Source organism: Cryptocyanus atlanticus LEGE 06306, assembly GCF_056633155.1.
On the sequence record NZ_JBSJOZ010000014.1, the window covers coordinates 23,289 to 49,625 of the forward strand.

The window sequence follows — 26,337 nt, forward strand, 5'->3', positions numbered from 1 at the left end:
GGCTTCTCCGTTCTGGGGCGCTGGAGACAACGCTATGCAGCGCGGGTCTCCCCCCACAGGATGGGCAGGCCGAAACATTTGGCGAATCAACCGAACGACCTGTTGAGCCTGTCCTTAACTTCTGGAGATCCTTTGCCGGCCCTCTCCCGTTTTGATGCCTTCCTTCCGACGCTCCTGGTCTTGCTCCCGCCGGGCTGCCCTCGCCCCCGCCGGCCTGCTGCTCACCGGAGCGCTGCTGGCGTTGGCGGCCCCGCCGGCCGCCCGGGCGGCCCGGTGCACCTATCTGCCCGCCGTGGGTGGGGGTACCAGCGTCAGCAAGACGATTCAGCTCGATGGTCCCCTGGTGTTCCCGTTCGGGCGCACCAACTTCAACACCGACTTCACCGTCAACGAGCCCTTCTCCAGCTACAAGGTGAATTTCAAATCCACCTCCACGAAGGCTGGCCCCTATCCGATTCAGGCCTTCCTCAAGTTCAGCGATGGCAGCAACCTGCAGGTGGTCAACGAGACCCTTGACGCCGCCCCCGGGCAGTTCAAGCCCTTCGGCCCGTTCACGCCACCGGCCGGAAAGCTCGTGAGCCAGGTGAATGTGAAGGTGGGGTCGGGCTACAACGCCAACGCCACCGGATTCAGCTACACGATCTCGGTGTTCGGCTGCCGTTGAGCGGTGCGCTGCCGCTGGGCGGCCCGGGCCTCAGAGCTCCAGGCCCGGTGCGTTCGCCGGGCACAGCCGCAGGGGACAACCATCGGGACGGTAGATGGCATCGGAGCCGGACAGGCAGCCCGCGGCGTTCTTGCGCGGCACCTGCTCAGGCTCGATCCGCACCGGCTGAAACAGGGACTGCTGGCGGGGCACCACCAGTGGGCAGCTGGCCGCGCCGCCGGCCGTCGGCGCCAGCGCCAGCAGCAGAATCAGCGAAGCGAGGGTGCCTGGGAGACAGGAATGGCTTGCCATGATGGGAGCCTGTGACGGCCTGGCTTCCAGGGTAAAGATGGCACCTGATGATGGCTTGAACCGGGAGACCCTGGTGAAGCGGCTGGCCGAGGAATCCCGTGCCTTCGAAACGTCGTCCCGGGATCCGGAACGGAACTGCTGGATGGTGGTGCACCGCCATGCCCATGGGGTGCTTCCCAGCGAGTACGACATCCGGGAGGTTCCCGAGGATCTCTACCTTGAGGTGCTGGCCAGGCGGCGCCAACTGAGCTGAGCCTGGCGGCCGGGCACGGCCCCCATCAGATCCGCCACGGGTTCAATGCGAGCACGCTCGAGAAAACGGCTGGCGGCCTCCTCCTGGCGGGCCCGCACCAGATCGGCCCGGCAGAGGTGATAGCCCAGGCCATGGGCCCGGCTGATCAGTTCGCTCCAGCTGCGGCTGCCACGCAACAACTCCCGCAGGGCGGGCTGCCGTTCGGCATCTTCAACGAGACGCTGCAGTTGCGCGAGGGACATGGGAACAAGCGCAGGGTGGGGAGGGGGTGAAGGTCCACACAGGACGTGCCAGCACCATCGCGCCGGCGGGGAACGGGGGAAAGCCCCGCTTCACCGCCCTACACCACTGAAGCAGGGACTCAGGCCCAGCCCTTGGTAGCCATTTCCTCGACGTAGGCCGACACATCGGCGATGTCGGCCTCGGTGAGCTTGCCGAGGAAGGACGGCATGGCGGCCTTGCCCTTGGTGACCTGCATGGCGATGGCGGCTTCGTGGCCGCTGTCGTAATCGGCCAGATAGGCCTGCAGGGCCTCCTGCTTGAGGGTGCGCTCGGCGTTCACCACGTTGCCGCCACCCATGTGGCAGGCCGCGCAGTTGGCGGAGAAGATCTGACCGCCATGGGCGGCATCGGCGGCGAAGCTGGGGGCGGCACCCAGCAGCAACGCCAGGCAGACGGCGAAGAAGGAAAGCAAGCGGCGCATCGGGAAGCGGGCAACCGGATCAAACTAGGGTCCGGTCCTCGGACCTGCGCCGGAGCCGGCCCAGGATCGAAACAATTGCTGAAGGATCCGGCTATTCCACGATCACCGTGCCCACCATCCCGGCCCCCCGGTGGGGTTCACACCAGTAGGTGTAGCGGCCGGCTTCGGTGAAGGTTTCCTCCCAGGATTCACCGGGCGCAAAAGCAAGGGCGGTGTGGCTGAGGTCGTCGTGGCCGTCGAAGACGGCGTTGTGGGGGGCCAGTTTGTTGTTCACGAAGCGGATCGTGTCCCCGGTCGCGATCGTGACCGTGCTGGGCTCGAAGGCCAGCATGCCCTGGTCGGTGCCCAGCAACACGTCGATGGTGGCGGCCCGCACCGGCTGCGCCGCGCCGAAGCCGACCAGCACCACCAGGGCCCAGGCCATCGCTGCGGCGAGGAAGCGCCGGAACCGGGAGCGGATCGGCCGGGGCGAAGCCGGCTCCAAAGCGATTCGATGCCCCATCCTGCTGCCCTCACGCCTGGTTCCGATGGCTGGAGTGTATGGGGTCAGGGCCGCTGCCCCTGGGGCAGCCGGCCCCGGTGGGGCAGACCGGAGAGCTGGAACACCGCCTCCAGGGTCGGGGCATGGCTCACCAGGCCGAACCGTTCCGGCGGACTGATGGGCTCATGCACGAAGTGGCGCTGCTGGATGCTGAAGCGATCCCAGGCGTTCACCTCGATCGGCAGCACCCGGATCAGGCTTTCGATCAGCCCACCGTTGAGCGGCACCCCGAAGGGGGGGCGCCAGCGGCGGCGCCAGGCGCAGAGGCGTCCCACCGTTTCGTTCACCGTGACGGACGGCTGGCCGAGCACCAGCCGGCGCACCCGGCCGGCGGCGGCCACCGGGTTGCCGCAGTGGGGCCCGAGCGCCAGGTGGGCACAGACCAGGGCGATGTCGGCCGCGTGAATGAAGTGGAAGCTGGCGTCGGTGCGCAGCCAGCGGGCCAGCCACAGCCAGCGCACCGCCTCCAGCAGTCCGGCGGTGAGATAGCTGGTGGGGAAGGGATCACCCGCTCCGATCGAGCCGCCGAACACCAGGGTCGGAAACACCGCCACGATCCGATCGGCCAGCGGATGGGCCTCCAGCTGCTCCAGGCAGAGCGCCTTGGTCTGGATGTACTCGGTGCCGTGCAGCGCCGCCTCCGGCAGCAGCCGCAGCTGGCGGTCGAGGATGCTGGCGGTGGAGAAATAGAGGATCTGCTCGAGCCGGCCGGGATCAAGCCGCCCCAGCAGCTCCTTGACCGCCACCACGTTCACCTGGTGGGCCCGCTCCGGGTCGCCCCAGGCGGTGGCGGTGTGGATCACCCGGGTGGCCGAGGCGATGGCGGCGGCATGGGGGGCCTGATCACGCAGGTCCCCCACCAGCAGGGTGACGCGGGGATGGTCGGCGGGCACGGCCGTGAGCTTGCCGGGATCCCGCAACCACAGCAGCAGCTCGGCGTCCGAGTCGGCCAGCAGCCGGGCGGCGATTGCCTGGCCGACGCAGCCGCTGGCGCCGGTGATCAGGATGCGGGGGGACTCGGGCGGGTCGGGGCGGCCTCCGCTGGGGCCGCTCAAACGGCCGCTCCCAGCAGCTCATGGACGGATTTTCCGGCCTCGAAGAACACCCGCGCGTTCTCCTCCGGAGTGCCCGGCAGGATGCCGTGGCCCAGGTTGAGGATGTGGCGCCGCCCCCGGGCCTTGCGCACCGTGTCCACGATCCGCTCCCGGATCGCCTCGGGGGTGCCGAACAGCAGGCCGGGATCCACGTTGCCCTGCACCCCCAGGTGCCCGGGCAGCCGGGCGCAGCCGTCGGCCATGTCCACGGTCCAGTCGAGGGAGATGAAATCGACGCCGGTGCGCGCCATCCGCTCCAGCACCCCGGCACTGCCGGAGATGTAGAGGATCAGTGGAGTGTCGGGATGCTTCGCCTTCACCTGGTCCACCACCCGCTTCTGGTAGGGGGCGGCGAACACGTCGTAGTCGATCGGGCTGAGCTGGCCCGCCCAGGAATCGAACAGCTGCACCACCTGGGCGCCGCTCTCGATCTGATAACGCACGTAGGTGGCGATCGCGTCGGCCAGATGGCCCAGCAGCCGGTGCAGCAGGGCCGGCTGCTGGAACGCCATCGCCTTGATCACGGCGTAATTCTTGCTGCTCCGCCCCTCCACCGCATAGGCGGCCAGGGTCCAGGGGGCCCCCACGAAGCCGAGCACGGCGGCCTGATGGCCCACGCTCTGGCGCAGGCGCCCCAGCACCTCCCCCACGAAGGGCAGGCTGGTGGCCGGATCGAGCGGCCGCAGGGCCTCCACCTGGGCCAGGCTGCGGATCGGTGGGTCGATGATCGGACCCTTGCTCTCGATGATGTCGAAGTCGATCCCCAGCCCCGGCAGGGGGGTGAGGATGTCGGAGAAGAGAATCACCCCGTCGGGCTGGAAGGCCCGAAACGGCTGCATCGAGATCTCATAGGAGAGATCGGGCTGCTCGGAGCGCTCCCGAAAGCCTGGATGGCGGTCGCGCAGGTCGCGGTAGACCTTCATGTAGCGCCCCGCCTGGCGCATCATCCACACCGGAGGGCGCTCCACCTGCTCTCCTCGGGCGGCCCGCAGCAGCAGGGGAAGCGTGTCGGCCATGGAGAACGGAAGTGCCAGGGGCGAACCTACCCGACGGGAGCACCGGTTTCGGCGGCTTCGTCACAGAGGCTCTGGCTGCGTTCCGCATCCCGTTGCAGCACCAGCACGCTCAGCGGAGGCAGGCAGAGCTCGAGCGAATGGCTGTAGCCGTGCACCCCCCACTCCTCGGTGGCCTTGCCACCCATGTTGCCGAGGTTGCTGCCGCCGTAGCGGGCGCTGTCGGTGTTGAAGGTTTCGGCGTAGAAGCCCTCCAGGGGCACACCCACCCGGTAGTGGGAATGGGCCTGGGGGGTGAAGTTGGCCACCACCACCACCCAGCGGCCGGTGGCTTTCTCCCGCCGCATGAAACTGATCACCGAATGGCGGTTGTCGCTGCAGTCGATCCACTGAAAGCCGAACTGATCGAAATCGTCGCGCCAGAGGGCCGGTTCGTTGCGGTAGTAGCCGTTGAGGTCATCCACCAGGTTGCGCAGACCCAGGTGGGCCTCGAACTGCAGCAGATCCCACTGCAGGTCACCCCAGACGTTCCACTCGGAGCGCTGGCCGAACTCCATGCCCATGAAGATCGTTTTCTTGCCGGGGTGGGTCCACATGTAGGCGAGCAGGGCACGCACGTTGGCGAACTTCTGCCAGTCGTCACCGGGCATCTTGTGCAGAAGATGGCTCTTGCCGTGCACCACCTCGTCGTGGCTGAGCGCCAGCATGAAGTTTTCGGTGTAGTGATACCAGATCGAAAAGCTGATGTTGTTCTGGTGGAACTGGCGGAACCACGGATCCAGCTCGAAGTAATCGAGCATGTCGTGCATCCAGCCCATGTTCCACTTCAGGTTGAAGCCCAGGCCGCCCATGTGGGTGGGCTGCGTCACCATCGGCCAGGTGGTGGATTCCTCCGCGATCGAGAGCGCACCGGGAACATGGTGGAACAGCACCGAGTTGGCCTGCTGGAGGAACCGCACGGCCTCCAGATTTTCGCGGCCGCCGTGCTCGTTCGCCAACCATTCACCATCGGGGCGGAGGTAGTCGCGGTAGAGCATTGAGGCCACCGCATCCACGCGGATGCCATCGATGTGGAATTCCTCAAACCAGTAGACGAGATTCGCCACCAGGAAGTTGCGCACCTCGTTGCGGCTGTAGTTGAAGATCAGCGTGCCCCATTCCTTGTGCTCACCGATGCGGGGATCGGCGTGCTCGTAGAGGTGGCAGCCATCGAAGAAGGCCAGGCCGTGGCTATCCTTGGGGAAGTGGCCCGGCACCCAGTCGAGGATCACGCCGATGCCCTCGGCGTGGCAGCGGTTCACGAAGGCGCGGAACTCGTCCGGCGGGCCGAAGCGGCTGGTGGGGGCGTAGAAGCCCGTCACCTGGTAACCCCAGGAGCCATCGAAGGGATGCTCGGCGATCGGCATCAGCTCGATGTGGGTGAAGCCCCGGGCCTTCACGTAGGGAATCAGCCGATCGGCCATCTCGGGATAGGTGAGCAGCCGGGCCCCCGGTTTCAGATCGGCGGCCGCCACCGGCGGCCGGGCCGTGCCGTCGGCCTCCAGGTAGGGCTGGTCGGCCCCGGCATGCATCCAGCTGCCCAGATGCATCTCGTAAACCGAGATCGGCTGATCGAGGGGATCGCGTCCATCCCGCTCCGCCAGCCAGCTCTGATCACTCCAGCGGTACTGGCCGAGCCGGCTCACCACCGAGCCGGTCTGGGGGCGGATCTCGTGCTGGAAGCCGTAGGGATCGGCCTTCTGGTAGCAGTGACCCGCCTGGGAACGCACCTCGTACTTGTAGATGGTGCCGGGGCCCAGCCCGGGCACGAACAGTTCCCAGATTCCGCCGCTGCGCAGCTGCATGGGCAGGTGGCGGCCGTCCCAGCTGTTGAAATCCCCCAGCAGGGCCACGCTGCGGGCGTTCGGGGCCCAGAGGGCGAACTGCACGCCGCCCACTCCGCCCCGTTCGCAGGGGTGGGCCCCCAGGCGCCTCCAGATGTGATGGTGGTTCCCCTCGGCGAACAGATGCCGGTCGAGCTCCCCCATCCACTCCTCGCGGAAGGCCCAGGGATCGTGCTGGGTGTGCTCGATCCCGCCCCGCCGGACCCGGTAGCGGTAGTGCTGGCCGGGGTTCCCCTCCAGCTCAGCCTCGAACAGCCAGGGGTGGTGTGGGGTGCCCATCGCCGCCGCCGGCCCACCGCCCTCCGGCAGCAGTTCCACCTGTTCGGCCTCGGGCAACCAGGCCCGCACCACCCAGCCCTCACCCCTGGGTTGGGGCCCCAGCACCGCGAAGGGATGGTCGTGGCGACACTCAGCCAGCCGCAGGCTGTCCTGAACCATCCAGTCGAGGCTGGTGGGGGGCATGGAGGGGGTGCGGTCGGATCGGGAGCTTAGGCCGACCGTCTCACCCGACCCAAGGGGCGCCGCCTCAGGGGGCCGTGGCGCCGCCACGGATCTCCTCGGGGAAATCGACCCCGACGATGTGGCCGGTGTCGTCGAAAATGACGAACAGGTTGTCGGTGAGCCGCTCGAACTGGGTGGTGACCAGCACCAGTTGCTGCTGGCCCCCTTCACTGGCCACCACCGTGCCCCGCAGCCGTTGGAAGCTGCCGGTGAGCTTCTCCAGATCCTTCCAGCGGTTCAGCAGATCCTGGGGGCTGATCTGCTCCTGCAGGTCCCGCGAGAGCAGGCTGCGGGCCACCACCACCCGGCCCTCGGCGATCGAGCCGATGAAATCGGTGGCGACCTGGCGGATGGGGGTGTCGCTGAGATCGAGTTCCCAACCCAGCAGCCGGCCGCGGGGGTCGAGCACCAGCACCAGGGGCTGGGTCCCCCCCGCGCTGCGCAGTTCACCCTCCACCGTGCTGTCGTCGAAGCCGGTGCTCACCCCCGTGATGCGACCGCCCAGGATCGGGCCCTGCCGCTCCAGGCGTTCCTTCACCTTCTCCACGCTCGTGGAGCTCTGCAGTTCCGGTGCCAGCCGCTCGAACACGGCCTGGGCGTCGCCGCGGCGCAGGGCGTTGAGGATCGTTTCCGCGGCGCTGCGGGCCTCGGCGGGGGCCAGGGCCGACGTGGCCAGGGCCGGCCCTCCCTGGAGCCCGAAGGGCAGGGCCGCGCCCAGGGCCATGGCCAGCAGGAAAGCGCGCAGGGTCACGGACGGTGAGCTCGGACTGGCGCCAGTTTGCCCGAAGGCAGAGGGATCAGCCGCAGCTGGGCGGTGTCGAGCCTCAGCTGCAGCGTGATCACCCGGTGTCCGGCTTCCACCGCCCCGGCCCGCCCGCTGCCATCGCCGGGGTTGACGCCGATCTGGGGCCAGGCCGCCCCCGCCAGTGACAGGCGCAGCCGTTCCCCGGCCCGCAGCCGCACCCGCAGGGGCTGGAAGTGGAGCGGGCGCCGGCGCAGGCTCCGGCAGGAGGGGCCGAGCCAGCGGGCCACTCCGGTGCACAGCTGCAGCACCTGGTCGCCCTGGAGCACCGACAGGGCGCCGCAGAGATCGAAGCCCGGCTGGTCGGCCGCCAGCTCGAGGCTGAGTTCCGGCTGGCCGATCAGCTCCAGGTCCTCGGCCAGCGGGGGGGTGGTGAAGCAGGCCACATCGCCGCGCAGATCGAGATCGCCGCGCTCCACCAGCCCGGCATCGCGGCCGAGATGGCCGCCGCGACCGGGCACCGGACGCCAGGGATCGTGGACCAGCCAGAGGGAGTTCCCGCCGACTCCGCCTGGGCCGGCGCTCCCCTCCGGCAGCAGCACCCCCGCCGCCGCATCGATGGCGGCCAGCCCGCCCTGGCCCAGTCCCCAGCAGGGCTGCCCCCGTGGTTCGATCCCCGCACCGCCGCGCGATCCGGCCCCGAACCCCGCCCGGCTGTCGGCCAGCTCCGTGAAGGGGACACCCTCGAGGCCCTCGCGATCGCGCAGGTGGCGATCGAAGAAGGCCAGCTGGAGGCGGTCGAGCCCCCCCCGCCAGTTCAGATGGCTCCAGGCACCGATCCGCAGCCCCGGCTCCCCGCCGGCCTGCCGGGCCCGGCGGTGCAGATCCAGCACCCCGCCCAGGTGGGGGTCGTGCCAGCCGCCGATCAGCAGCATCGGACGGCGCAGCAGCTCCCGGGGCGGCTCATGGCCGGTCCAGCCCCGGGGGCTGGTGGGATCCCGCTCCAGCCAGCCCAGGCCCATCCCCCCGGGGTCGTGGCGGCGCAGCAGCTCCACCCCCTCCCGCAGGAAGGAACCGCTCTCGAGGCTGTGGCGGATCGCCCGCCAGGCGAGGCGGTCGCCCTGGCGTCGCACGGTTTCGGCCGCGAGCTGCAGGGCCCAGCCCAGGCCGGTTTCCCAGCGGTGGGCGCCTCCCTCGCTGGCCCAGTGGAGGCGCTCATCGAGCCCCGCCATCGCCGGTGCCAGGGCATCGGGGCCGGCGGCTCCCGGCTCCAGCAGCAGCTGGCAGAGGCCCTGATAGGAGAAGCCGTACCCACCCACCCGGCCGTTGCCGTAGGGGAGAGCCCGCACCCAGTCCCAGGCCGTGGCCCCGTCGCGGGCCTCCTGGGCGAATCCGCCGAAGCTCCCCTCCGATTCGCCCCGGCCCCGCACGTCCTGGATGGCCACCACGTAACCCTGGCTGGCATACCAGTGGGGGTGGGCGTAGGTGACGGTGGAGGCGATCGCCCGGCCGTAGGGCTGCCGCATCAGCAGCAGGGGCCAGCGGCCGGGTCCGCTGGGTTTCCACACCCGGGTGGCGAGCCGCACGCCGTCGCGGCAGGGCATCCACTCCTCCAGGGTCTCGACCGCCAGGGGCGCCGCCGCCGCGGCCATCTCAGTTCACGTCGGGGCAGTGGAGGCCCACCACATAGGTGGTGAGGATTTCAGCGTCGGTGCTGCTCAGGTTCAGCCGCCGCGCCACCATCTCGGTGGCCTGGGGGGAGGTGGAGCGGATGCCCTGCTCATTCATCCGCCGCAGCCGCCGGCAGAGGGTCTTGGCCAGTTGGGGGTTCTGCTTCACCCTTTCCAGCAGGGGCGAGGCCGCCCGGGCGGGTGGGGCGAACGCCGCCACGGAGAGCAACCCGGAGAGCGCCCCGGCGGCTCCGGCCATCAGGACCGTCACCGCCAGCCAGCGGAAGGGCGGGTGTCGGTGCGGCATCAACCGGCCACCTGCAGGGGGTCTGATTTCATTTCAAGGGAGCGACCCCCCCGGATCGCTGGCACCGGGTCAGTTTGGCGAGCGACCGGTGGCCCGGCCGGCCGAGGCGATCCAGGCCCGCACCGTGCCGGCGTCCACCGGAGGCAGGGCCTGGCCGGTCAGGGAACGCTGCAGCCGACCCAGGTGCCGCAACAGCTGCTGCGGGGACGCCTGGGCCAGCCCGTCGGGGCTGGCGATGCCGGCGTACAGCAGCAGGGCGGCCTCCTGGGGGGCCAGCCCCACCTGGGTGACCAGCCGGGCCTGGCCGCGCAGCTTCACCAGGCGCTGCTCGCTGGCCCCGGCCCGGGCGAGCCGCCGTAGGGCCCCATCCCCCAGGCCGGCCAGGGCGGACCAGTCGGTCACGCCGGCGGCCGTGAGCTGCCGTTGTTCGGAGCGGAAGTGGGCCGGCAGGACCATCAAGGCAGCACCGTGACGCTGCCATCACGGAGGCGGCGGGTCGCCTCCGCCAGCACCACCGGCCGGCTGAGCCCGCTCTCCAGCGGCTCGACCCGCCGCAGCCGCACGTGCACCAGCCCGTCGGCACTGCTGCGGCCGCTGCCGCGCAGGTTGCGGGCCACCTGTTCCACCGTGGGGGAGAAGGCCTCCGGGGGGAGCGTGGCGGAGGCGGTGGCCACCACCAGATCGGTGCCGTTGTCGAACACCACCGGAGCCGTGACGGCTCCCTCCACCTTCACCCGCGGGGCGTAGCTGATCGCGAAGGCCAGGCAGGAAAGCGACAGCAGCGCCGTGAAGCTGGTCACCCCCACCAGGCGGAAGCGGATGCCCCAGCGGGCCAGGAAACCGACCACCATCAGCACGGCCAGCAGGCCGCTGGCCGCCCCCAGCCAGATTCCGGCGTTGAGCAGCAGCGGATCAGCGGGCATGGGGGACTGGGGGACGGGGGGAAACACCTTTATATTGCGGCCTCCTCAGGCGGTGACCACAGCAAGCCGATGGGGTCGTCGCCTGGGGGAGAACCGGACGACCGCACGCCCGGCGCTCGTCGCCACACCGTCACCATTCTGGCCGTTGTTCTGGCTGGAGCCGGGGCCCTGGTCGCCACCGTCTGGGGGGTCGACCGGCTGGCCGAGCGGGCCTACGGGATGTCCAGGCCTCGTCTGGAGACGCTGATCGGCCGGGGCGTGGGCCATCCCGTGCGGCTGGGCCCCTACCGGGGTCTGCGCCCCTGGGGTCTGGCGATCGGACCGACCCGCGTGCTGGCCGGCCCCGCCGATGCCTCCACCGCGGCCGTGGCGGGGCTGGACGTGCGCCTGGATCCCCTGGCCAGCCTGGCGCAGGGGGCCGCGGTGCTGGACCTGCGCCTGGCCGAGGCGGACCTGCGCCTGCGCCGCAATGCCGCCGGGCAAGTCTGGGTGTTCGGCGCCGACACCGGCGGGCGGCCGCCCCGTCTCAGCCTGCGGGTGACGCTGGAGGACACGGCCCGGGTCCGCCTGGAGCCGGCCGGCCTGGCGCTGGCGGTCGACGGAGGCCTGGGTCTGCGGCTGCACGAGAACCGCCTCGACTGGAACGCCACCCTGCGCCAGCCCTCCGGTGGTGAGGCCCGGATCCGTGGTGAGGCGAACTGGGGCCGCGGTGACCTCCGCCTGGCCCTCGAGCCGAGACGCTGGAACCTGGCCCCCCTGGCCGGCCTGCTCCCCCCCCGTCCCGCCGTGCGGGGGGAGCGCCTGGCCGGCTCGATCACTGGCCGTCTGGACCTGTCCCGTCGTGGCGGGCGCGCCGACTGCCGTGGGGTGGTGCGCCTCGCCGATCTGCGCCTGCGGGACGCGGCGTTGCCGGCCCCGCTCAGCCTTGATCCCCTCTCCCTCCGCTGCAGCGGGGAGCGAATCACCCTGGGCGGCAGCACCTGGCGCATGGCCAACTGGCGGGGGCGGATCGGCGGCTCCCTGGCGCTGGAGCGCTCCTTCGCCCTCGACCTCACCGCCGTCGATCCGCGCCGTGGTGATCGCCTCGCCCTGAACCTGCGCGGCCCCTGGCGGCAGCCGCGGCTGAAGCTGGAGGGCCGCATCCCCCTCGGCCGGGACACACCGGCGTCGCCCGAGCCGCTCCGGCTGGAGGCCGATCTGGCCCTCGACTGGCGCCGGGACCTGACCGTGGGGCTGAACCGCCTGCGGCTGCGCACGGGTCGCTCCGAGCTGGTCGCCCGGGGCGCTCTCTGGCCCCGCCTTCAGGTCCGCAGCGACAGCCTTCGGCTCGATCCCTCCCTCTGGACCGCCTCCGGCGGTGTGGCCAGCGCCCTGCTCGGCCGCGGGGATCCCCTGCTGGGCCGCCTGAGCTCCGGCGGCACCCTGCTGGCTCCCGACCTGTCCCTCTCCCTCCGGCGGGGGAACCGACCGCTGCTGGAGCTGGCCGCCACGGGCCGGGCCGCCCCGGGCGCCACCGGACCGCTGGGACGCCTCGACCTGCGGCTGGCGGCGCCGGCGGGGATCTCCCTGGAGGGCACACCGGTGCTGGGGGCGGCCACGGCGCGGCTGCGCTGGAGTGATGCCACCCTGCGGCTGGAGTCGCTTCGGACGCCGGAGCTGGAGGCCAGCGGCAGCCTCCCCCTGCGCTGGCAGGCCCGCCGGGGCCTGGTGGCGGGTGACCTGGGCCTCAGCTTTCGACTCCAGCCCTATGGCCTGGGGCGGATCGGCCCCCTGCTGGGGGTGACCCTGCGGGGGGATCTCGCCGCCAGCGGTCGCCTGAGCGGCCCGCTGGGGGGCCTGCGCCCCGACCTGGCCCTGACGCTGAGCAACCCGGGCAGCGGCCCGATCCAGCTCACGGAAACCTGGACGGGCCGCCTGGGGCCCGGCGCGGCCGGTGGCCGTGAGCTGCGCATGACCTCCCGCTCCCCGGCCCCCCCCGGCAGCCTGGAGGCCCGGCTCGATGCCGCCTGGCTGCCGCGCCAGTTGAGCCTGCGGCGCCGGGAGGGCACGCTGGCCTTCGAGGGCACCGCCCGGCGCTATCAGTGGCGGGCCCGGGGCTTTCCCCTCGATGGCCTGGGGCTGGCCCTCGGGGCTCCGGCGCGCTACCGGGCCCTGCAGGGCGACCTCAGCGGCCGGGGCTGGCTCGACCTGCAACCCCTGGCGATGCAGGGGTCGGTGGAGATCGAGCGCCCGGTGCTGCTGGGGGTGCGCGGGCAGGGGCTGGTCGCCAGCGGCCGCTTTGCCGGAGGGGGGTTCCAGCTCGAGGGATCCCTGCGGCCGCTCCAGGGGGGGACGGTTCAGGTCACCGCTTCGGGCCGCCGCGGCGGCGCCCTCACCAGTCAGCTGGAGGGCCGGGATCTGCCGCTGGAGCTGTTCCGCCAGCTGGCGGAGGCGACCGGCCAGTGGCGTGGCTCCCCCGCGCTGCCCCGGGGACGGGCCAGCGATCTGGGCACGCTCATGATCGACACCCTCGGCCGCACGGTGGACGCGCAGCTGGAGGCCCTGCGCGCCGCCCATGAGCGGGTGAACCAGTTCCGGGTCGCCGCCGCGGCGACGCCGGGGGCCCGCCTTGAGGATCTGCGCGGCCGGATCGATCTCGACCTCACCCTGCGCGGTGCCTCGCTCGCGGCCCTGCAGGCGAACCTGGCCGCCAAGGGGCACCTCTGGCTGCGGGGGGAGGACCAGGACGAAGCCCTGCGGCTCGATCCGTTCATCGTCCGTCTGGACGGTCCCCTGAGCGGCGGTCGCGGCCGTTTCAGCCTGGAGAACCTGCCGCTGGCCCTGCTGGCCCTGCTCACACCGGTGCCGAACGGTCTGCGGGGGGGGCTCGACCTCGCCGGCCGGTACCAGCTGGGACCCTCAGGAGCGGGGGGGCGGCCCCGGGGAGGACGGAGCGGTTCCGCTCCCGCCTTCGAAACCAGCCTCAGCCTGCGCCAGGCCAGCCTCAACGGCACCCCGCTCACGATGGAGCAGGCCCAGGTTCGCCTGGAGGGGGACCTCCTGGCCCTGGATGCCTCCCTGCGCAGCGGCGGCGCCAGCGGCAGCGTCGACCTCAGTGGCGAGATCCCGCTCGACCCCACCCGGGATGGCCTGAAACTGCGTCTGTCCAGCCGCGGCGACGGCCTGAAATTCGTCACCGCCCTCGTGCCCAGGGGACTGGAGTGGCGCCAGGGCAGCGCCGACCTGGAACTGCTGATCCGGGGCAGCCTGCGCAGCCCCGTGGCCAATGGGTTCCTGCGCTTCCGCGACGGCGAGCTGCTGCTGGCCGGCCAGCAGGTGCGTCAGCTCAACGCCACGATCCTGTTCGATTTCCAGGAACTCCTCGTGCAGGAGTTCACGGCCCGCATGGGCGAGACGGGACGGCTCAACGCATCCGGCGGGCTGGGCCTCTTCCAGCCCACACCCCAGAGCCGCGCCCTGAGCCTGGAGGTGCGCCAGGCCCGCATCACCGTGCCCCGCCTCAACGCCCTCGCCGACGGCACCCTGGAGCTGCAGGGCAGCCTGCTGCGGCCCGTTCTCACCGGCCAGCTGCGGATCAGCAAGGGGACCATCAACGGCCAGCCCGGTTCCCTGGCCGTGGCTGACGCCAACGGGGCCCCCAGGCCTGTGCAGGTGCGGCAGCTTGCCGAGGAGTCGTGGAACTTCCAGCAGCCCCTGGTGCTGCTGGGCCCTGGGGTGGAGAGTTCCGCCGGCGTCGCCCTGCGCCAGGGGGTCCCGAATTTCGCCTATCTGCGCCTGCAGGACCTGCGCCTCAGCCTCGGCCCCGACCTGCAGGTGGTGGTGCCCGCGGTGGCGAACTTCCGCACCGGCGGGGCCCTCACCCTCAACGGACCGATCGATCCGTCCCTGCGGGCCAGCGGCGTGGTCCGGCTGCTGAGCGGACGGCTCAGCCTGTTCACCACCACCTTCACCCTCGACCCCGATGCCCCCAACGTGGCGGTGTTCACGCCCTCCCTGGGCCTGGTGCCCTACGTGGACATCGCCCTGCGCACCCGGGTCTCCGACAGCCTCGGCACCGGCCTGCGGGCGGGGCCCGTCGACGAGTTCGATCTGCGCGGCGGCTACACCCCGCTCGACCAGCTCAACCTGATCAAGGTGGTGGTGACGGTGAGCGGACCCGCCGACCGGATCGCCGAATCGATCCGGATCACCAGCACCCCTCCGCTCCCCCAGGACCGCCTGGTGGCGCTGATCGGGGGCAACAGCCTGGCCGGCCTCAGCGGCGGCAACGCCACCACCGCCCTGGCCACTGTGTTCGGCCAGTCGCTGCTCTCACCGCTGCTGAGCACCCTCAGCGATGCCTTCGGGCAGCGGGTCAGCTTCGCCCTCTATCCCACCTTCTTCTCCCCCACGGTGAGCGGCTCCAGCGAGACCATCACCCGCCGCATCCCACCCCAGCTGGTGCTCGGCTCCGAGATCGGTCTGGACATCACCGAGCGGTTCAACTTCTCGGTGCTGGCGGCCCCCAACCGCAGCGACATCCCCCCCCAGCTCACCCTGCGCTACCAGGCCAGCGAGACCCTCGGCCTGCAGGGTTCCTTCGACACCGAAGGACGCTGGCAGACCCAGCTGCAGGTCTTCTTCCGCTTCTGATCGTCCGCCATGCGCTCCCCCCACGCCGCCGAACTGATCGGGCTCGACCTGGGCGGCACGGCGATCAAGGTGGGCCGCTTCCTCCCCGACGGTCAGTGCCTGGCGGAGCTGGAATCCCCCACGCCCCAGCCGGCCGTTCCCGGCGCGGTGTCGATGGCCGTGCTGGAGGCGATCGAGGCCGTCGATCCCCAGCGCCGCGCCGCCCGGGTCGGCATCGGCCTGCCCGGCCCGGTGGACGCGGCCGGACGGGTGGCGCGGATCTCGATCAACCTGCCGCTCTGGCAGGACGTGCCGTTGGCGGCCTGGCTGGAGCCCCAGCTCCACCGGAGGGTGGTGCTGGGCAACGACGCCAACTGCGCCCTGCTGGGGGAGGCCTGGGCGGGTGCGGCCCGGGGCCACGACGATGTGCTGCTGCTGACCCTGGGCACCGGTGTGGGCGGCGGGGTGCTGCTGGGTGGCCGGCTGTTCACCGGCCGGACCGGGGCCGCCGCCGAACCGGGGCTGATCGGTGTCGACCCCGGGGGTCCCCCCTGCCGCAGCGGCAACCGGGGCTCCCTGGAGCAGTTCTGCAGCATCGCCGGCCTGGGCCGGCTCAGCCCGCTCGATCCGGCCGAGCTCTGCCGCCGCGCCGACGGCGGCGACCCCGCCGCCCTGGCGATCTGGGAGCGCTACGGCCAGGGGCTCGGCATCGGCCTCAGTTCGCTGCTCTACGTGTTCACCCCCGAGCTGGTGCTGATCGGCGGGGGGATCAGTGCCGCGAGCCGCCATTTCCTGCCGGCGGTGTGGCGGGAGGTGGAGCAACGGGTGCTGCCGGTGAGCCGCGAGGGACTGGCCATCCGACCCTGCGCCCTCGGCAATGGGGCCGGCCGGCTGGGGGCCGTGCGGATGGCCCTGGAGCGGCTGCCCGAGCCGGCTGAAATGATGGGGGAATGAACGCCAACGCCACCCCCAGGACCACCCCCCATGCGGCTGCACCGGTCGTTGAGCCCGGTCCGTTCGCCGGCCCCGTTCCGGAACCCTCTCCGGACCTGCTGCGGCGGGCCGCCGCCCTGCGCCGCTCGGCCATGGCGCTCGGTCGGTGCAGCGACCTGGAGCGCCAGGGCGCGCTGCGGTCGATGGCTGATGCCCTGGCCGCCGCCGCCGGGGCCATCCTGGCCGCCAACCGGGTCGATCTGGAGGCCGCCGCCGCCGATCAGCTGGCCCCGTCCCTGGTGGCCCGCCTGAAGCTCGACGACGCCAAGCTGGCGGCCGCCATCGAGGGCGTGCGGCAGGTGGCGGCCCTGCCGGATCCGATCGGTCGGCGCCAGCTCCACACCGAGCTCGATGCCGGACTGGTGCTGGAGCGGCTGAGCGTGCCCCTGGGGGTGGTGGGCGTGATCTTCGAAGCCCGCCCCGACGCCGTGATGCAGATCGCCGCCCTGGCGATCCGCTCCGGCAACGGCGCCATTCTCAAGGGTGGCCGCGAGGCCCGTGCCAGCTGCGCCGCGATTCTGGCGGCCCTGGAGCGGGGCCTGGCCGCCAGCGCCGTGGATCCGGGCTGCCTCACCCTGCTCACCAGCCGGGAGGAGAGTCTGGCCCTGCTGCGGCTCGACGGCCTGGTGGATCTGATCATCCCCCGTGGCTCCAAGGCTCTGGTGCGCTTCATTCAGGACCACACCCGCATCCCCGTGCTCGGCCATGCCGATGGGGTCTGCCATCTGCTGGTGGACCGGGAGGTGGACCTGGAGCAGGCCCTGCGGGTGGCGATCGACAGCAAGGTCCAGTATCCGGCCGCCTGCAACGCCATCGAGACCCTGTTGCTGCACCGCGCGATCGCCGCCCCTTTCCTCCGGAAAGCCCTCCCCGCCTTCGCGGCGGTGGGCGTCGAGCTGCGTGGTGATCCGGAGGCCTGCGCCCTGGGCGTGGCCCTCCCCGCCAGCGATGCCGACTGGGACACCGAGTACTCCGACCTGATCCTGTCGGTGAAGGTGGTGGGGGACCTGGAGGAGGGCCTGGAGCACATCGCCCGCCACGGCTCCCGCCACACCGACGCCATCTGCACCAGCGACACCGCGGCGGCCGAGCGGTTTCTGGCGGCGGTCGACAGCGCCGGGGTCTTCCACAACTGCTCGACCCGCTTTGCCGATGGCTTCCGCTACGGCTTCGGCGCCGAGGTGGGGATCAGTACCCAGACCCTGCCGCCCCGGGGTCCGGTGGGGCTCGAGGGCCTGGTCACCTACCGCTACCACCTCCGCGGCGCCGGCCACATCGCCGCCGACTACGCCGCGGGCACCCGTCGCTTCAACCACCGGAGCCTGGCGCTTTGAGCGGGGCCGGCGGGGAGAGTCCGGCCACGGCCGACGCGATCCACGTGCGCGGCCTGCGGCTCTGGGCCCACGTGGGGGTGTTGGAGCGAGAGCGGGAGCTGGGCCAGTGGTTCGAGCTCTCCTTCTCGCTCTGGCACGACCTGGCTCCGGCCGGCCGCGCCGACGCGCTGGCCCTCAGCCTCGACTATGCCGCCGGCATCGAGGCGCTGCAGGATCAGAGCCGCTCCCTGCGCTGCCTCACCCTGGAGCACTACGCCGAACGGGCGATGGACCTGCTGGAGAGCCTCTACGGGCCGGTGCCCCAGCGGTTGGAGTTGAGCAAGTGTGCCGCGCCCGTGGCCGGCTTCGGCGGGCGGGTGAGCGTCGAGCGCTGGCGGCATGCCCCCCGCCCCCAGCCCCCGGCAACGCCGTGACGGCCCCGGTCCGGCCGCCCCTGGTGCTCGTGCATGGGCTCTGGGACACGCCGAGGCTGTTCCAGCGCCTGCGTCAGAGCCTGGGCGGGGCCCGGGACCCCCTGCTGGTGCCCCACCTGCACCACCGGCTCGGACACACCCCGCTGATGCCCCTGGCCGAACGGCTGGGGGCGGCCATCGAGGCCGCCTTCGGCCCCGACCAGCCGGTGGATCTGCTGGGTTTCTCCATGGGTGGTGTGATCGGGCGCTGCTGGCTGCAGACCCTGGGCGGCCACCGGCGCACCCGGCGCTTTCTCAGTGTTGCCAGCCCGCAGCAGGGCACCCTCACGGCCCAGCTCTGCCCGGCCCCGCTGCTGGGAGGCATCGCCGACATGAAATGGGGCAGCCCCCTGCTGCGCCGACTCAACGCCGATCTCACCACCCTGGAGACGGTGGAGTGCCTGAGCTTCTACTGCCTCACCGACCCGGTGGTGGTGCCAGGCTGGAAGGCGGTGCTGCCGATCGGTCCGTCCCGTCCCCTGCCGGTGTGGCTGCACCACACGGTGCTCAGTGCCCCCCGTTCCCTGGCGGTGCTCCGCCACGAACTGTTGCGGCCCTGAGGGGATCGGCTCAGGCGGCCACCAGTCCCGAGTGGCGGATCAGCGCCTCCGGGGAAGGGTCACGGCCCCGGAAGGCCGCGAACACCTCGGCCGGAGGACGGCTGCCACCGAGGCTGAGCACGGTGTCGCGGAAGCGGCGGCCCGTGTCCCGGATCGGCCCCTCGTTCTCCAGACCCACCTCCTCGAAGGCGCTGAAGGCGTCGGCGCTGAGCACTTCGGCCCACTTGTAGGAGTAGTAGCCGGCCGCGTAGCCGCCGGCGAAGATGTGTCCGAAGGCGCAGAGGAAGGCGTCCTCGGGGATCGGGGGCAGCACCGTGGTGCCGAGGGCGATCTCACGGCGCAGTTGCTCGGGGGTCCGGCCGCCGTCCGGCGTCCACTGGCTGTGCAGCCGCAGGTCCACCAGGGCGAAATGCACCTGCCGCAGGGTGGCGCTGCCGCCCAGGTAGGTGCGGGCCGCCAGCAGCTTGGCGAACTCCGCCTCCGGCAGGGGGTCGCCGGTTCGCCAGTGCCGGGCCATGCCCAGCAGTGTGGCGCGGTCGTAGCACCAGTTCTCCATGAACTGGCTGGGCAGTTCCACGGCGTCCCATTCCACCTGGTTGATGCCCGCCGCCTGGGGACGCTCCACCGTGGTGAGCATGTGCTGCAGGCCATGGCCGAACTCGTGGAAGAGGGTCTCCACCTCCTCGAAGGTCATCAGGCTGGGGGTGTCCCCCAGCGGCGGGCTCTGGTTGCAGATCAGGTAGGCCACCGGCAGCACCGGCTGGCCTCCCACATCGATCGTGCGGCCCAGGCACTCATCCATCCAGGCGCCGCCGCGCTTGCTGCCCGGGCGGCTGTAGGGATCCAGATAGAAGGCGGCGATCGGGGCGCCCGCCTCGGGAGCGGCCCCGGAGCCCTCCAGCACGCGGAAGAAGCGAACATCCGGATGCCAGACGGGGGCCTCCCCGTCGGCGGCCTCGATCCGGATGCCGAACAGGCGGCCGCACAGGGCGAAGAGACCCTCCAGCACCTGGGGGAGCGGGAACCAGGGCCGCAGGGCCTCGCCATCGAGATCGAAACTCTCCTGCCGCAGTACCTCCCCCCAGTGGCTCACGTCCCAGGGCCGGAGCGCGGTGGCCTCCGGGGCCCCGTGGCGGCCAGCGCAGGCGGCCAGGGCCGCAAGCTCCCGCTCGGCGGCGGGGAAGGCGGCCGCGCGCAGCTGCTCGAGCAGCCGCTCCACCGTGTCCACGCTGTCGGCCATCTTGGTGGCCAGGCTGACACTGGCCCAGTCGGGGTAGCCCAGCCGCAGCGCCTGCTCCCGCTTCAGGGTGAGGATCCGCTCGATCAGGGGGGTGTTGTCATGGGCGCCGCCGGAGGCACGGCTCACCTGGGCGGTGTAGGCCCGCTCCCGCAGATCGCGGCGGCGGCTGTACTTCAGGAACGGCATCAGCCGCGGGGGGTCCAGCCCCAGCAGCCACGGTCCGGCCCCGGCGCTGGCCTCGCCCCCATCGAAACGGCGGTGGCCGGCCTGGCGGGCCGCCTGGGCCAGCAGCTCCCGCAGGCTCTCGGGCAGGCCGTCGGCCTCGGCGGGGCTCTCCAGCAGGAGGGTCCAGCCCTGGGTGGCGTCGAGCACGTGGTTGCCGAAGCGGGTGGCGAGCTCGGCCAGCTCCTGGCTGGCGGCGTTGAAGGCGCTCTGGGCCTCGCCCTCGAGGGCCACACCCCGCAGCCGCATGTCGAGCCGTTCGGCGTCCAGGATGCGCAGCTGGGTGGGGTCGAGCCGTTGGGGGCTGCCAGCGCTGGCCTGCTCGTGCTGCAGGCGGAGCCGCTCCAGGGCCCGGTAGACGCTGCGGCTCTGGCCGGCCCGGTTGCCGAACGCCACCACGGCCGGCTGCTGGCTCTGGTGGGCCTGGCGCAGATCGGGGCTGTTGCAGACCCCGTTCAGATGGCTCACCACCCCCCAGCTCCAGCGGAGCCGCTCACCCAGCTGCTGCAGGGGATCCATCACCATGTCCCAAGCCAGGGGCTCGGCCGACTCCAGGGCCCGATCCAAGTGCCGTTCCAGCCGGTCGAAGCTGGCGTTGAGCTCCTCCAGCAGGGTGGGGATCGCCTGGCGGACCTGGGCGGGGTCGATCGAGGGGTAATCGGGCAGACCCCGGCCCGCCAGCAGGGGGAGGGATCCGGCGCCAAGGAGGCTGGCGCCGGGCGGATCGCTGACGGGGGTGGGCATGGAGCGCGCTGCGGAGCTGGAACCATTCCAGCCGATCGGCCCCCCCGGCGGCGGGTCAGGCCAGAGCGGGTAGCCGCCCGATCGCCACCACGGCGTGGTCCGCCAGCCGCTGGGCCAGGGCATTGGTGGAGGAGCCGTAGAAGTCGATCGCCAGGCGAGGCCAGAAGCCGATCGCCAGGGTGGGCACCAGCAGGCAGAGCCCGATCACCAGCTCGCGGGGTTTCATGTCTCCCACCACGGCCAGGGCCGGAATCCTCGGGCCGAAGAACACCCGCCGGCACAGAGAGAGCAGATAGACGGGGGTGAGCACCAGGCCGATGGCGGCCAGCACCACCGTGATCACCCGGAAGCCGGTGGTGAACCCGTCGTTGCTGGTGATGCCCAGGAAGACGGTGATCTCACTGACGAATCCGCTCATGCCGGGCAGGGCCAGGGAGGCCAGGGAACTGGCCAGGAAGAAGGCGAAGGTGATCGGCAGCACCTTGGCCAGGCCGCCCATGTTGGGGATCGAGAGGGTCTTGGTGCGCTCGTAGAACACCCCGGTCACGAAGAACATCGAGGCGGCGATCAGCCCGTGGCTGATCATCTGGAGCATGGCCCCGCTCATGCCCAGGCTGTCGACGGCGCCGATGCCCAGGAGCACGAAGCCCATGTGGCTCACGGAGCTGCAGGCGATCCGTCGCTTGACGTTGTCCTGGGCGAAGGCGTTGAGGGCGCCATAGATGATGTTAACGATGCCCAGCACCACCAGGGCCGGAGCCAGCTGCAGGTGCACCTCCGGCAGCATCTGCACGTTGAAGCGCAGCAGGGCGTAGCCCCCCATCTTCAGCAGCACGCCGGCCAGCAGCATCGACACCGGCGCATTCGCCTCGCCGTGGGCGTCGGGCAGCCAGGTGTGCAGGGGGAACATGGGCAGTTTGACGCCGAAGCCGATCAGGAAGCCCAGGTAACAGAGCAGACCGAAACTGCCGCCGTAGGAGCGCTGGCTCAGCTCGGCGAGATTGAGGGTGAAGCCATCACCGCCCAGGGCCAGGGCCAGGCCGCTGATCAGGATCAGCAGGGAGGCGGTGGCGGTGTAGAGAATGAACTTGGTGGCGGCGTACTGGCGCTGGCTGCCCCCCCAGATGGCGATCAGGAGGTAGACCGGCACCAGTTCCAGTTCCCAGGCCAGGAAAAAGAGCAGGAAGTCCTGGGAGAGGAACACCAGCGACTGGGCCGAGGCCTGCAGGAGCAGCAGACCGAAGTAGAGCTGGGTCTTGCGGTTCACGTTCCAGCTGGCGGCCACCGCCAGCAGCGTCACCAGACCGCTGAGCACCACCAGGGGTGCGGAGAGCCCATCGGCCCCCAGGGACCATTCCAGGCCGAGCAGAGGCACCCAGGGCACCCGCTCGACCAGTTGCAGGCCGTTGAGGCCGCCGTCGAAGCGCTGGCTGAACACCCAGAGCATCAACAGCAGGTCGGCCAGCAGCACCGCCAGGGCGATGCTGCGGGGGCCACGGGGATCGGTGCCGTCGCCGGGGAGGAGGGGCATCAGCAGGGCCCCTGCCGCCGGCAGAAGGGCGATCAGGCTGAGCCAGGGGAACGACGCCGGAAGCATGGACGCGGCCGTGAGGGGCAGATTGGCGTCCATTGCGTGCTGCGAAGGAAATGGTTGTAGCCGGTCGACCCGACACCGTGCGGCTGAAACTAGCAGTTAGGTAGTTCTACTCAGCCGAATCCGGTCGAGTCGATCGCTCAGGTCCGGTCCGGCAGGGGGCTCCAGTGGCTGCCGCTCACCCGGGGGCTGAGCACCTCACCCCGGGAGGCCACCCCCTCCCGTTCCCAGGCCTGCACCATCGCCCGGCTCACCGCCCCGGCCCGTTCGGGGGGGGAGAGCGCCAGCAGGCTGGGCCCCGCACCGCTGATCACGCACCCCCAGGCCCCCGCCTCCAGCGCCGCCTCCCGCACCTGGCGGCCCCCCGGGATCAGCCCCCAGCGGTAGGGCTCGTGCAGGCGGTCATGCATGCCATCGGCGATCAGGTCCCCGTTGCCGGTGCGCAGACCCTGCAGCAGCAGGGTGAGCGCCCCCAGGTTCACCACGGCGTCGGGCACCGGGATCAGCTTGGGCATCACGCGCCGGGCTTCGCTGGTCGACAGGCGGATGCCCGGAATCGTCACCACCGCCTTCACCGCGTCGTTCCATTCGCAGCGCACCACCCGCCAGCGATGGGAGGCCGCCTTGGCGGTGAGGCAGAGGCCCCCCAACAGGGAGGGCACCACGTTGTCGGGATGGCCCTCGATGTCGATGGCCAGCTCCAGCAGCTTCTCCTTGCTGAGGGGCTCTCCGACCAGGGCGTTGGCACCGAGCAGGCCGGCCACGATCGCCGTGGCGCTGCTGCCCAGCCCCCGGGCGGGGGGCACCGCCAGACGCACCCGCGCCTCCATCGCCACCGGCTCCTCGCCGGCCTCCTTCCAGACCCGCTGGGCGGAGCGGTAGACGAGATTGTCGGGCCCGCCCCGCAGATGGGAGCCCTCACTGCCTTCGATCAGCAGGTCGAAGCGCTCGCCGTCCCCCTCGATGCAGCGGAGCTCAAAGCGGTTGTTGAGCTCCAGGGCCGCCCCCAGACAATCGAAGCCGGGGCCCAGGTTGGCGGTGGTCGCCGGCACGTCCACCCCCACGCCCTGCCCGATGCGGGGCCTCACCATCACACGCGCTCTGCTCGCGTCAGTGTCCCATCTCCCCCGCGGCCGCTTCTGCGGCTCCTGGGGAGGCGGCGGTGGGCGGGGCCAGCTTCAGCCCAGCAGCATCCGGGCCCGGCAGGCGGCGCTGAACAGACCGGCCTGGGGATCAGCCAGGGCCCGCAGCGGCATGGCCCTCAGCACCGGCGAGAGGCGGCCCTTGGCGGCGAAGGGTTCCAGGAAGGCGGCGGAGCGGAGCTGGGGCAGCAGCTTGCCCGCCGTTCCGCCCCCCAGCCAGAGGCCACCGCGGCAGAGGCTCTGCAGGGCCACATCACCGGCGACGGAGCCGTAGGCCCCCAGCCAGAGGGCCAGGGCGCCCGCCGCCAGGGGATCGGCCTCCCCGGTCCCAGACCCCCCGGTCCCTGCCGCCGCCACCAGTGCCGGCAGGTCCGGTCGCTCGGTGCCCCCCCGTCGCTCCGCCTCGGCCCAGCAGCGGGCCGGCTCCGTCAGGGGGTGATGGCCCTCGGGATCGTGCTCCGCCAGGAGCCAGCGGGTCACATGGCCCAGCCCGGTGCCGCTCACCACCCGCTCGATCGAGACCCGCTCCAGCTCCAGGTCAGCCGCCAGCCAGCGCTTCAGCCGCCACTCCTCCTCCGTGCGGGGGGCGAACTCGCCATGGGAGGCCTCGCTGGCCACCGCGATCAGGCCGCCGGGTCCCGGCACGCCGAAGGCCACACCCAGCCCGGTGCCGGCCCCGAGAATCGCCACCGGCCCGGGCTGCTCCACCCCCGGCCGCAGGCACACCTGCTGGGCCGCGCTCAGGTGGGGCAGGCCGTAGATGAGCACGGCGAAATCGTTGACGATCTCCACCTGACGCAGCCCGCAGGCCACGGCGAGGCTGGCCCCGTCGAGCTGCCAGGGGAGATTGGTGAGCGTCGCACGACCGGCCACCACCGGGCCGGCGACGGCGAAGCAGGCATGGGTGGGTCGCTCCCCTCCCCAGGCCGCCTGAGCCTCCGTGCCGGCCAGATGGTGCTGCACCAGGCGGGTCAGGTTCTCCCAGTCCGCCGACACATAGGTGGCGCAATAGTCCTGCTCGAGGCCACCGTCTTGAACCCGATAGCTGGCCAGCAGGGTCTTGGTGCCGCCGATGTCGCCGGCGAGCAGGGTGGTCATGCCGCCTGGAGCAGGGTCGCCCCCCGCGTGGCGTTGGCCTGGACGGCCGCCGCCACCAGATCGGCCACGGCCACCGGCCCCAGATCCCCGTCGCGGCGCGAGCGCAGGCTGACGGTCCCCAGGTCGGCCTCCTGGGCGCCGATCACCCCCAGCACGGGAATGCGGGCCTGCTCGCCGTTGCGGATCAGCTTGCCGAGTCGATCGCCGCTGGAATCCAGGCTGGCCCTCACCCCGGCGGCCCGGAGCTGGTCCAGCAGCCCGCGGACATAGGGCAGCACCGTATCGGTGACGGGCAGGAGCCGGATCTGCTCGGCGGCCAGCCAGAACGGGAAATCACCGGCGTAGTTCTCCACCATGATCCCGAAGAAACGTTCCAGGGAACCGAAGATGGCGCGGTGGATCATGATCGGTCGCTGGCGACTTCCGTCGGCGGCCACATAGTGAAGATCGAACCGCTCGGGCAGGTTGAAGTCGAGCTGGATCGTGGAGCATTGCCACATCCGCCCGATCGCATCCTCGATCTTGATGTCGATCTTGGGGCCGTAGAAGGCCCCGCCGCCCGCATCGATCTTGTAGGGCCAGCCCTTCCGATCCAGTGCCTCGATCAGACCGGCGGTGGCGAGCTCCCACACACCATCCTCCCCGATCGATTTCTCCGGCCGGGTGGAGAGATTCACCTCATAGGTGTGGAAGTCGAAGCTGGAGAGGATCGTTTCGGTGAGATTGAGCACCCCCAGGATCTCGTCACCGATCTGCTCGGACAGGCAGAAGATGTGGGCGTCGTCCTGGGTGAAGCCGCGCACCCGCATCAGCCCGTGCATCACCCCGGGACGCTCATAGCGATACACGGTGCCCAGCTCGGCCCAGCGGATCGGCAGGTCGCGGTAGGAGCGCAGGGTGCTGGCGTAGGTGAGCACGTGGAACGGACAGTTCATCGGCCGCAGCTGGAACTGTCGCTCGTCCACATCCATCGGGCCGAACATGCTCTCTTTGTAGAAGTCCAGGTGGCCGGAGGTCTTCCAGAGGCTGAGATCGGCCACGTGCGGGGTGTAGAGCAGCTCGTAGCCGGCGGCGAAGTGGGCCTGGCGCCAGAAGTCCTCGATCAGCAGGCGCATGCGGGCGCCGCGGGGATGCCAGAACACGAGGCCGGCTCCGGCCTCATCCTCGATCGAGTACAGATCCAGATCGATGCCCAGCCTCCGGTGGTCGCGGCGCAGGGCCTCCTGCCGCCGCCGCTGGTGTTCGGCCAGCTGCTCCGGGGTCTGCCAGGCGGTGCCGTAGATGCGCTGCAGCTGGGCCCGGGTCTCATCGCCGCGCCAGTAGGCGCCGGCCACGCTCTCGAGTTCGAACGCCCTCGGGTCCAGTTCGGCGGTGTTCGCCACATGGGGGCCGGCGCAGAGGTCCCACCACTGGTCCCCAAGGGTGTAGAGCGTGATCGGGTCCTCCAGGCCGGCGAGGATTTCGAGCTTGTAGGGCTCGTTCTGGGCCCGGATCCGGGCCTCGGCCTCGGCCCGGCTCACCGTGATGCGCTCCAGGGGAAGCTTGCGGCCGATGATCCGCACCATCTCCTTGCGGATCGCCTTGAGATCCGCCTCGGTGAAGGGCTCGGGATGGTCGAAGTCGTAGTAGAAGCCGGATTCGGTCCAGGGGCCGATCGTGACCTGGGCCCGGGGGAACAGCTTCTGGACCGCCATGGCCAGCACATGGCTCATGGAGTGGCGGATCCGGAGCAGCTCGGGGCTCTCGCTGGTGGCGGGCAGCT

General features: G+C 71.3%; 24 protein-coding genes. 7 read left to right on the forward strand and 17 right to left on the reverse strand.

Annotation, left to right across the window (positions count from 1 at the left end; all coding sequences use genetic code 11):
* Window positions 1-154 precede the first annotated feature (154 nt).
* Window positions 155-664 (forward strand): hypothetical protein, encoded by a 510-nt coding sequence (locus tag ACWJI7_RS12440; protein ID WP_479938305.1) that lies wholly within the window; start codon window positions 155-157, stop codon window positions 662-664.
* A gap of 30 nt (window positions 665-694) precedes the next feature.
* On the opposite strand, the gene ACWJI7_RS12445 is transcribed toward ACWJI7_RS12440, so the two are convergent.
* Window positions 695-955, reverse strand: a complete 261-nt coding sequence (locus ACWJI7_RS12445) for a hypothetical protein (protein WP_479938307.1) — start codon at window positions 953-955, stop codon at window positions 695-697.
* A gap of 37 nt (window positions 956-992) precedes the next feature.
* Here ACWJI7_RS12445 and ACWJI7_RS12450 point away from each other — a divergent pair, with 37 nt between their 5' ends.
* A complete protein-coding gene (locus ACWJI7_RS12450) occupies window positions 993-1,208 on the forward strand; it encodes a hypothetical protein (RefSeq protein WP_479938309.1) in 216 nt (71 codons plus the stop codon).
* Here ACWJI7_RS12450 and ACWJI7_RS12455 read toward each other — a convergent pair.
* The 11 genes from ACWJI7_RS12455 to ACWJI7_RS12505 all read right to left on the reverse strand — a co-directional run bounded on the left by ACWJI7_RS12455 (window position 1,169) and on the right by ACWJI7_RS12505 (window position 10,585).
* Complete coding sequence (locus ACWJI7_RS12455; RefSeq protein WP_479938311.1) at window positions 1,169-1,450, reverse strand: hypothetical protein; 282 nt, start codon at window positions 1,448-1,450, stop codon at window positions 1,169-1,171. The two genes, ACWJI7_RS12450 and ACWJI7_RS12455, sit on opposite strands and share 40 nt — an antisense overlap.
* A 119-nt stretch (window positions 1,451-1,569) precedes the next feature.
* Window positions 1,570-1,911, reverse strand: coding sequence for a c-type cytochrome (locus ACWJI7_RS12460; RefSeq protein WP_479938312.1), 342 nt, complete (start codon window positions 1,909-1,911; stop codon window positions 1,570-1,572).
* A gap of 91 nt (window positions 1,912-2,002) precedes the next feature.
* Window positions 2,003-2,371 (reverse strand): plastocyanin, encoded by a 369-nt coding sequence (gene petE / locus ACWJI7_RS12465; protein WP_479938351.1) that lies wholly within the window; start codon window positions 2,369-2,371, stop codon window positions 2,003-2,005.
* An 86-nt stretch (window positions 2,372-2,457) separates the two neighbouring features.
* Entirely contained in the window at window positions 2,458-3,507 is a 1,050-nt protein-coding gene (locus ACWJI7_RS12470) for an NAD-dependent epimerase/dehydratase family protein (RefSeq protein WP_479938314.1), read from the reverse strand.
* Window positions 3,504-4,562, reverse strand: coding sequence for a uroporphyrinogen decarboxylase (gene hemE, locus ACWJI7_RS12475; RefSeq protein ID WP_479938316.1), 1,059 nt, complete (start codon window positions 4,560-4,562; stop codon window positions 3,504-3,506). The genes ACWJI7_RS12470 and hemE overlap by 4 nt, the downstream gene beginning before the upstream one ends.
* A gap of 26 nt (window positions 4,563-4,588) precedes the next feature.
* Window positions 4,589-6,904: a 1,4-alpha-glucan branching protein GlgB gene (gene glgB / locus ACWJI7_RS12480; protein WP_479938318.1), complete on the reverse strand. Its 2,316-nt coding sequence runs from the start codon at window positions 6,902-6,904 to the stop codon at window positions 4,589-4,591.
* A gap of 64 nt (window positions 6,905-6,968) precedes the next feature.
* Complete coding sequence (locus ACWJI7_RS12485; protein WP_479938319.1) at window positions 6,969-7,694, reverse strand: DUF3887 domain-containing protein; 726 nt, start codon at window positions 7,692-7,694, stop codon at window positions 6,969-6,971.
* Window positions 7,691-9,337, reverse strand: coding sequence for a CocE/NonD family hydrolase (locus ACWJI7_RS12490; protein WP_479938320.1), 1,647 nt, complete (start codon window positions 9,335-9,337; stop codon window positions 7,691-7,693). The genes ACWJI7_RS12485 and ACWJI7_RS12490 overlap by 4 nt, the downstream gene beginning before the upstream one ends.
* 1 nt (window position 9,338) lies before the next feature.
* Window positions 9,339-9,662, reverse strand: a complete 324-nt coding sequence (locus tag ACWJI7_RS12495) for a hypothetical protein (RefSeq protein WP_479938322.1) — start codon at window positions 9,660-9,662, stop codon at window positions 9,339-9,341.
* Between the two features lie 69 nt (window positions 9,663-9,731).
* The gene (locus ACWJI7_RS12500) at window positions 9,732-10,118 is read right to left on the reverse strand and encodes a DUF4332 domain-containing protein (protein WP_479938323.1); all 387 of its coding nucleotides are present in this window, start codon (window positions 10,116-10,118) and stop codon (window positions 9,732-9,734) included.
* Complete coding sequence (locus ACWJI7_RS12505) at window positions 10,118-10,585, reverse strand: Ycf51 family protein (RefSeq protein WP_479938324.1); 468 nt, start codon at window positions 10,583-10,585, stop codon at window positions 10,118-10,120. The genes ACWJI7_RS12500 and ACWJI7_RS12505 overlap by 1 nt, the downstream gene beginning before the upstream one ends.
* Before the next feature lie 69 nt (window positions 10,586-10,654).
* Between ACWJI7_RS12505 and ACWJI7_RS12510 the strand changes: the two genes are divergently transcribed.
* The 5 genes from ACWJI7_RS12510 to ACWJI7_RS12530 all read left to right on the forward strand — a co-directional run bounded on the left by ACWJI7_RS12510 (window position 10,655) and on the right by ACWJI7_RS12530 (window position 18,535).
* The gene (locus ACWJI7_RS12510; protein WP_479938326.1) at window positions 10,655-15,217 is read left to right on the forward strand and encodes a translocation/assembly module TamB domain-containing protein; all 4,563 of its coding nucleotides are present in this window, start codon (window positions 10,655-10,657) and stop codon (window positions 15,215-15,217) included.
* A gap of 9 nt (window positions 15,218-15,226) precedes the next feature.
* Window positions 15,227-16,150, forward strand: a complete 924-nt coding sequence (locus ACWJI7_RS12515; protein WP_479938327.1) for an ROK family protein — start codon at window positions 15,227-15,229, stop codon at window positions 16,148-16,150.
* Between the two features lie 131 nt (window positions 16,151-16,281).
* Complete coding sequence (locus ACWJI7_RS12520; RefSeq protein WP_479938353.1) at window positions 16,282-17,523, forward strand: glutamate-5-semialdehyde dehydrogenase; 1,242 nt, start codon at window positions 16,282-16,284, stop codon at window positions 17,521-17,523.
* Window positions 17,520-17,936, forward strand: a complete 417-nt coding sequence (locus ACWJI7_RS12525; RefSeq protein WP_479938329.1) for a dihydroneopterin aldolase — start codon at window positions 17,520-17,522, stop codon at window positions 17,934-17,936. Before ACWJI7_RS12520 ends, ACWJI7_RS12525 begins: the two co-directional genes overlap by 4 nt.
* Complete coding sequence (locus tag ACWJI7_RS12530) at window positions 17,933-18,535, forward strand: esterase/lipase family protein (protein ID WP_479938330.1); 603 nt, start codon at window positions 17,933-17,935, stop codon at window positions 18,533-18,535. The genes ACWJI7_RS12525 and ACWJI7_RS12530 overlap by 4 nt, the downstream gene beginning before the upstream one ends.
* Window positions 18,536-18,545: 10 nt before the next feature.
* On the opposite strand, the gene ACWJI7_RS12535 is transcribed toward ACWJI7_RS12530, so the two are convergent.
* From ACWJI7_RS12535 to thrS, 5 genes are all read right to left on the reverse strand, one after another.
* Window positions 18,546-20,741 carry a M3 family metallopeptidase gene (locus tag ACWJI7_RS12535; RefSeq protein WP_479938331.1) on the reverse strand — a complete coding sequence of 732 codons (2,196 nt, stop codon included), beginning with the start codon at window positions 20,739-20,741 and terminating at the stop codon, window positions 18,546-18,548.
* Between the two features lie 55 nt (window positions 20,742-20,796).
* Window positions 20,797-22,371 carry an NAD(P)H-quinone oxidoreductase subunit 4 gene (locus ACWJI7_RS12540; protein ID WP_479938333.1) on the reverse strand — a complete coding sequence of 525 codons (1,575 nt, stop codon included), beginning with the start codon at window positions 22,369-22,371 and terminating at the stop codon, window positions 20,797-20,799.
* A gap of 104 nt (window positions 22,372-22,475) precedes the next feature.
* Window positions 22,476-23,426 carry a homoserine kinase gene (gene thrB, locus ACWJI7_RS12545; protein WP_479938335.1) on the reverse strand — a complete coding sequence of 317 codons (951 nt, stop codon included), beginning with the start codon at window positions 23,424-23,426 and terminating at the stop codon, window positions 22,476-22,478.
* A gap of 87 nt (window positions 23,427-23,513) precedes the next feature.
* Window positions 23,514-24,575: a glucokinase gene (locus tag ACWJI7_RS12550; protein ID WP_479938336.1), complete on the reverse strand. Its 1,062-nt coding sequence runs from the start codon at window positions 24,573-24,575 to the stop codon at window positions 23,514-23,516.
* On the reverse strand, window positions 24,572-26,287 hold the full coding sequence (gene thrS / locus ACWJI7_RS12555; RefSeq protein WP_479938355.1) for a threonine--tRNA ligase: 1,716 nt from the start codon (window positions 26,285-26,287) through the stop codon (window positions 24,572-24,574). Before thrS ends, ACWJI7_RS12550 begins: the two co-directional genes overlap by 4 nt.
* Window positions 26,288-26,337 lie beyond the last annotated feature (50 nt).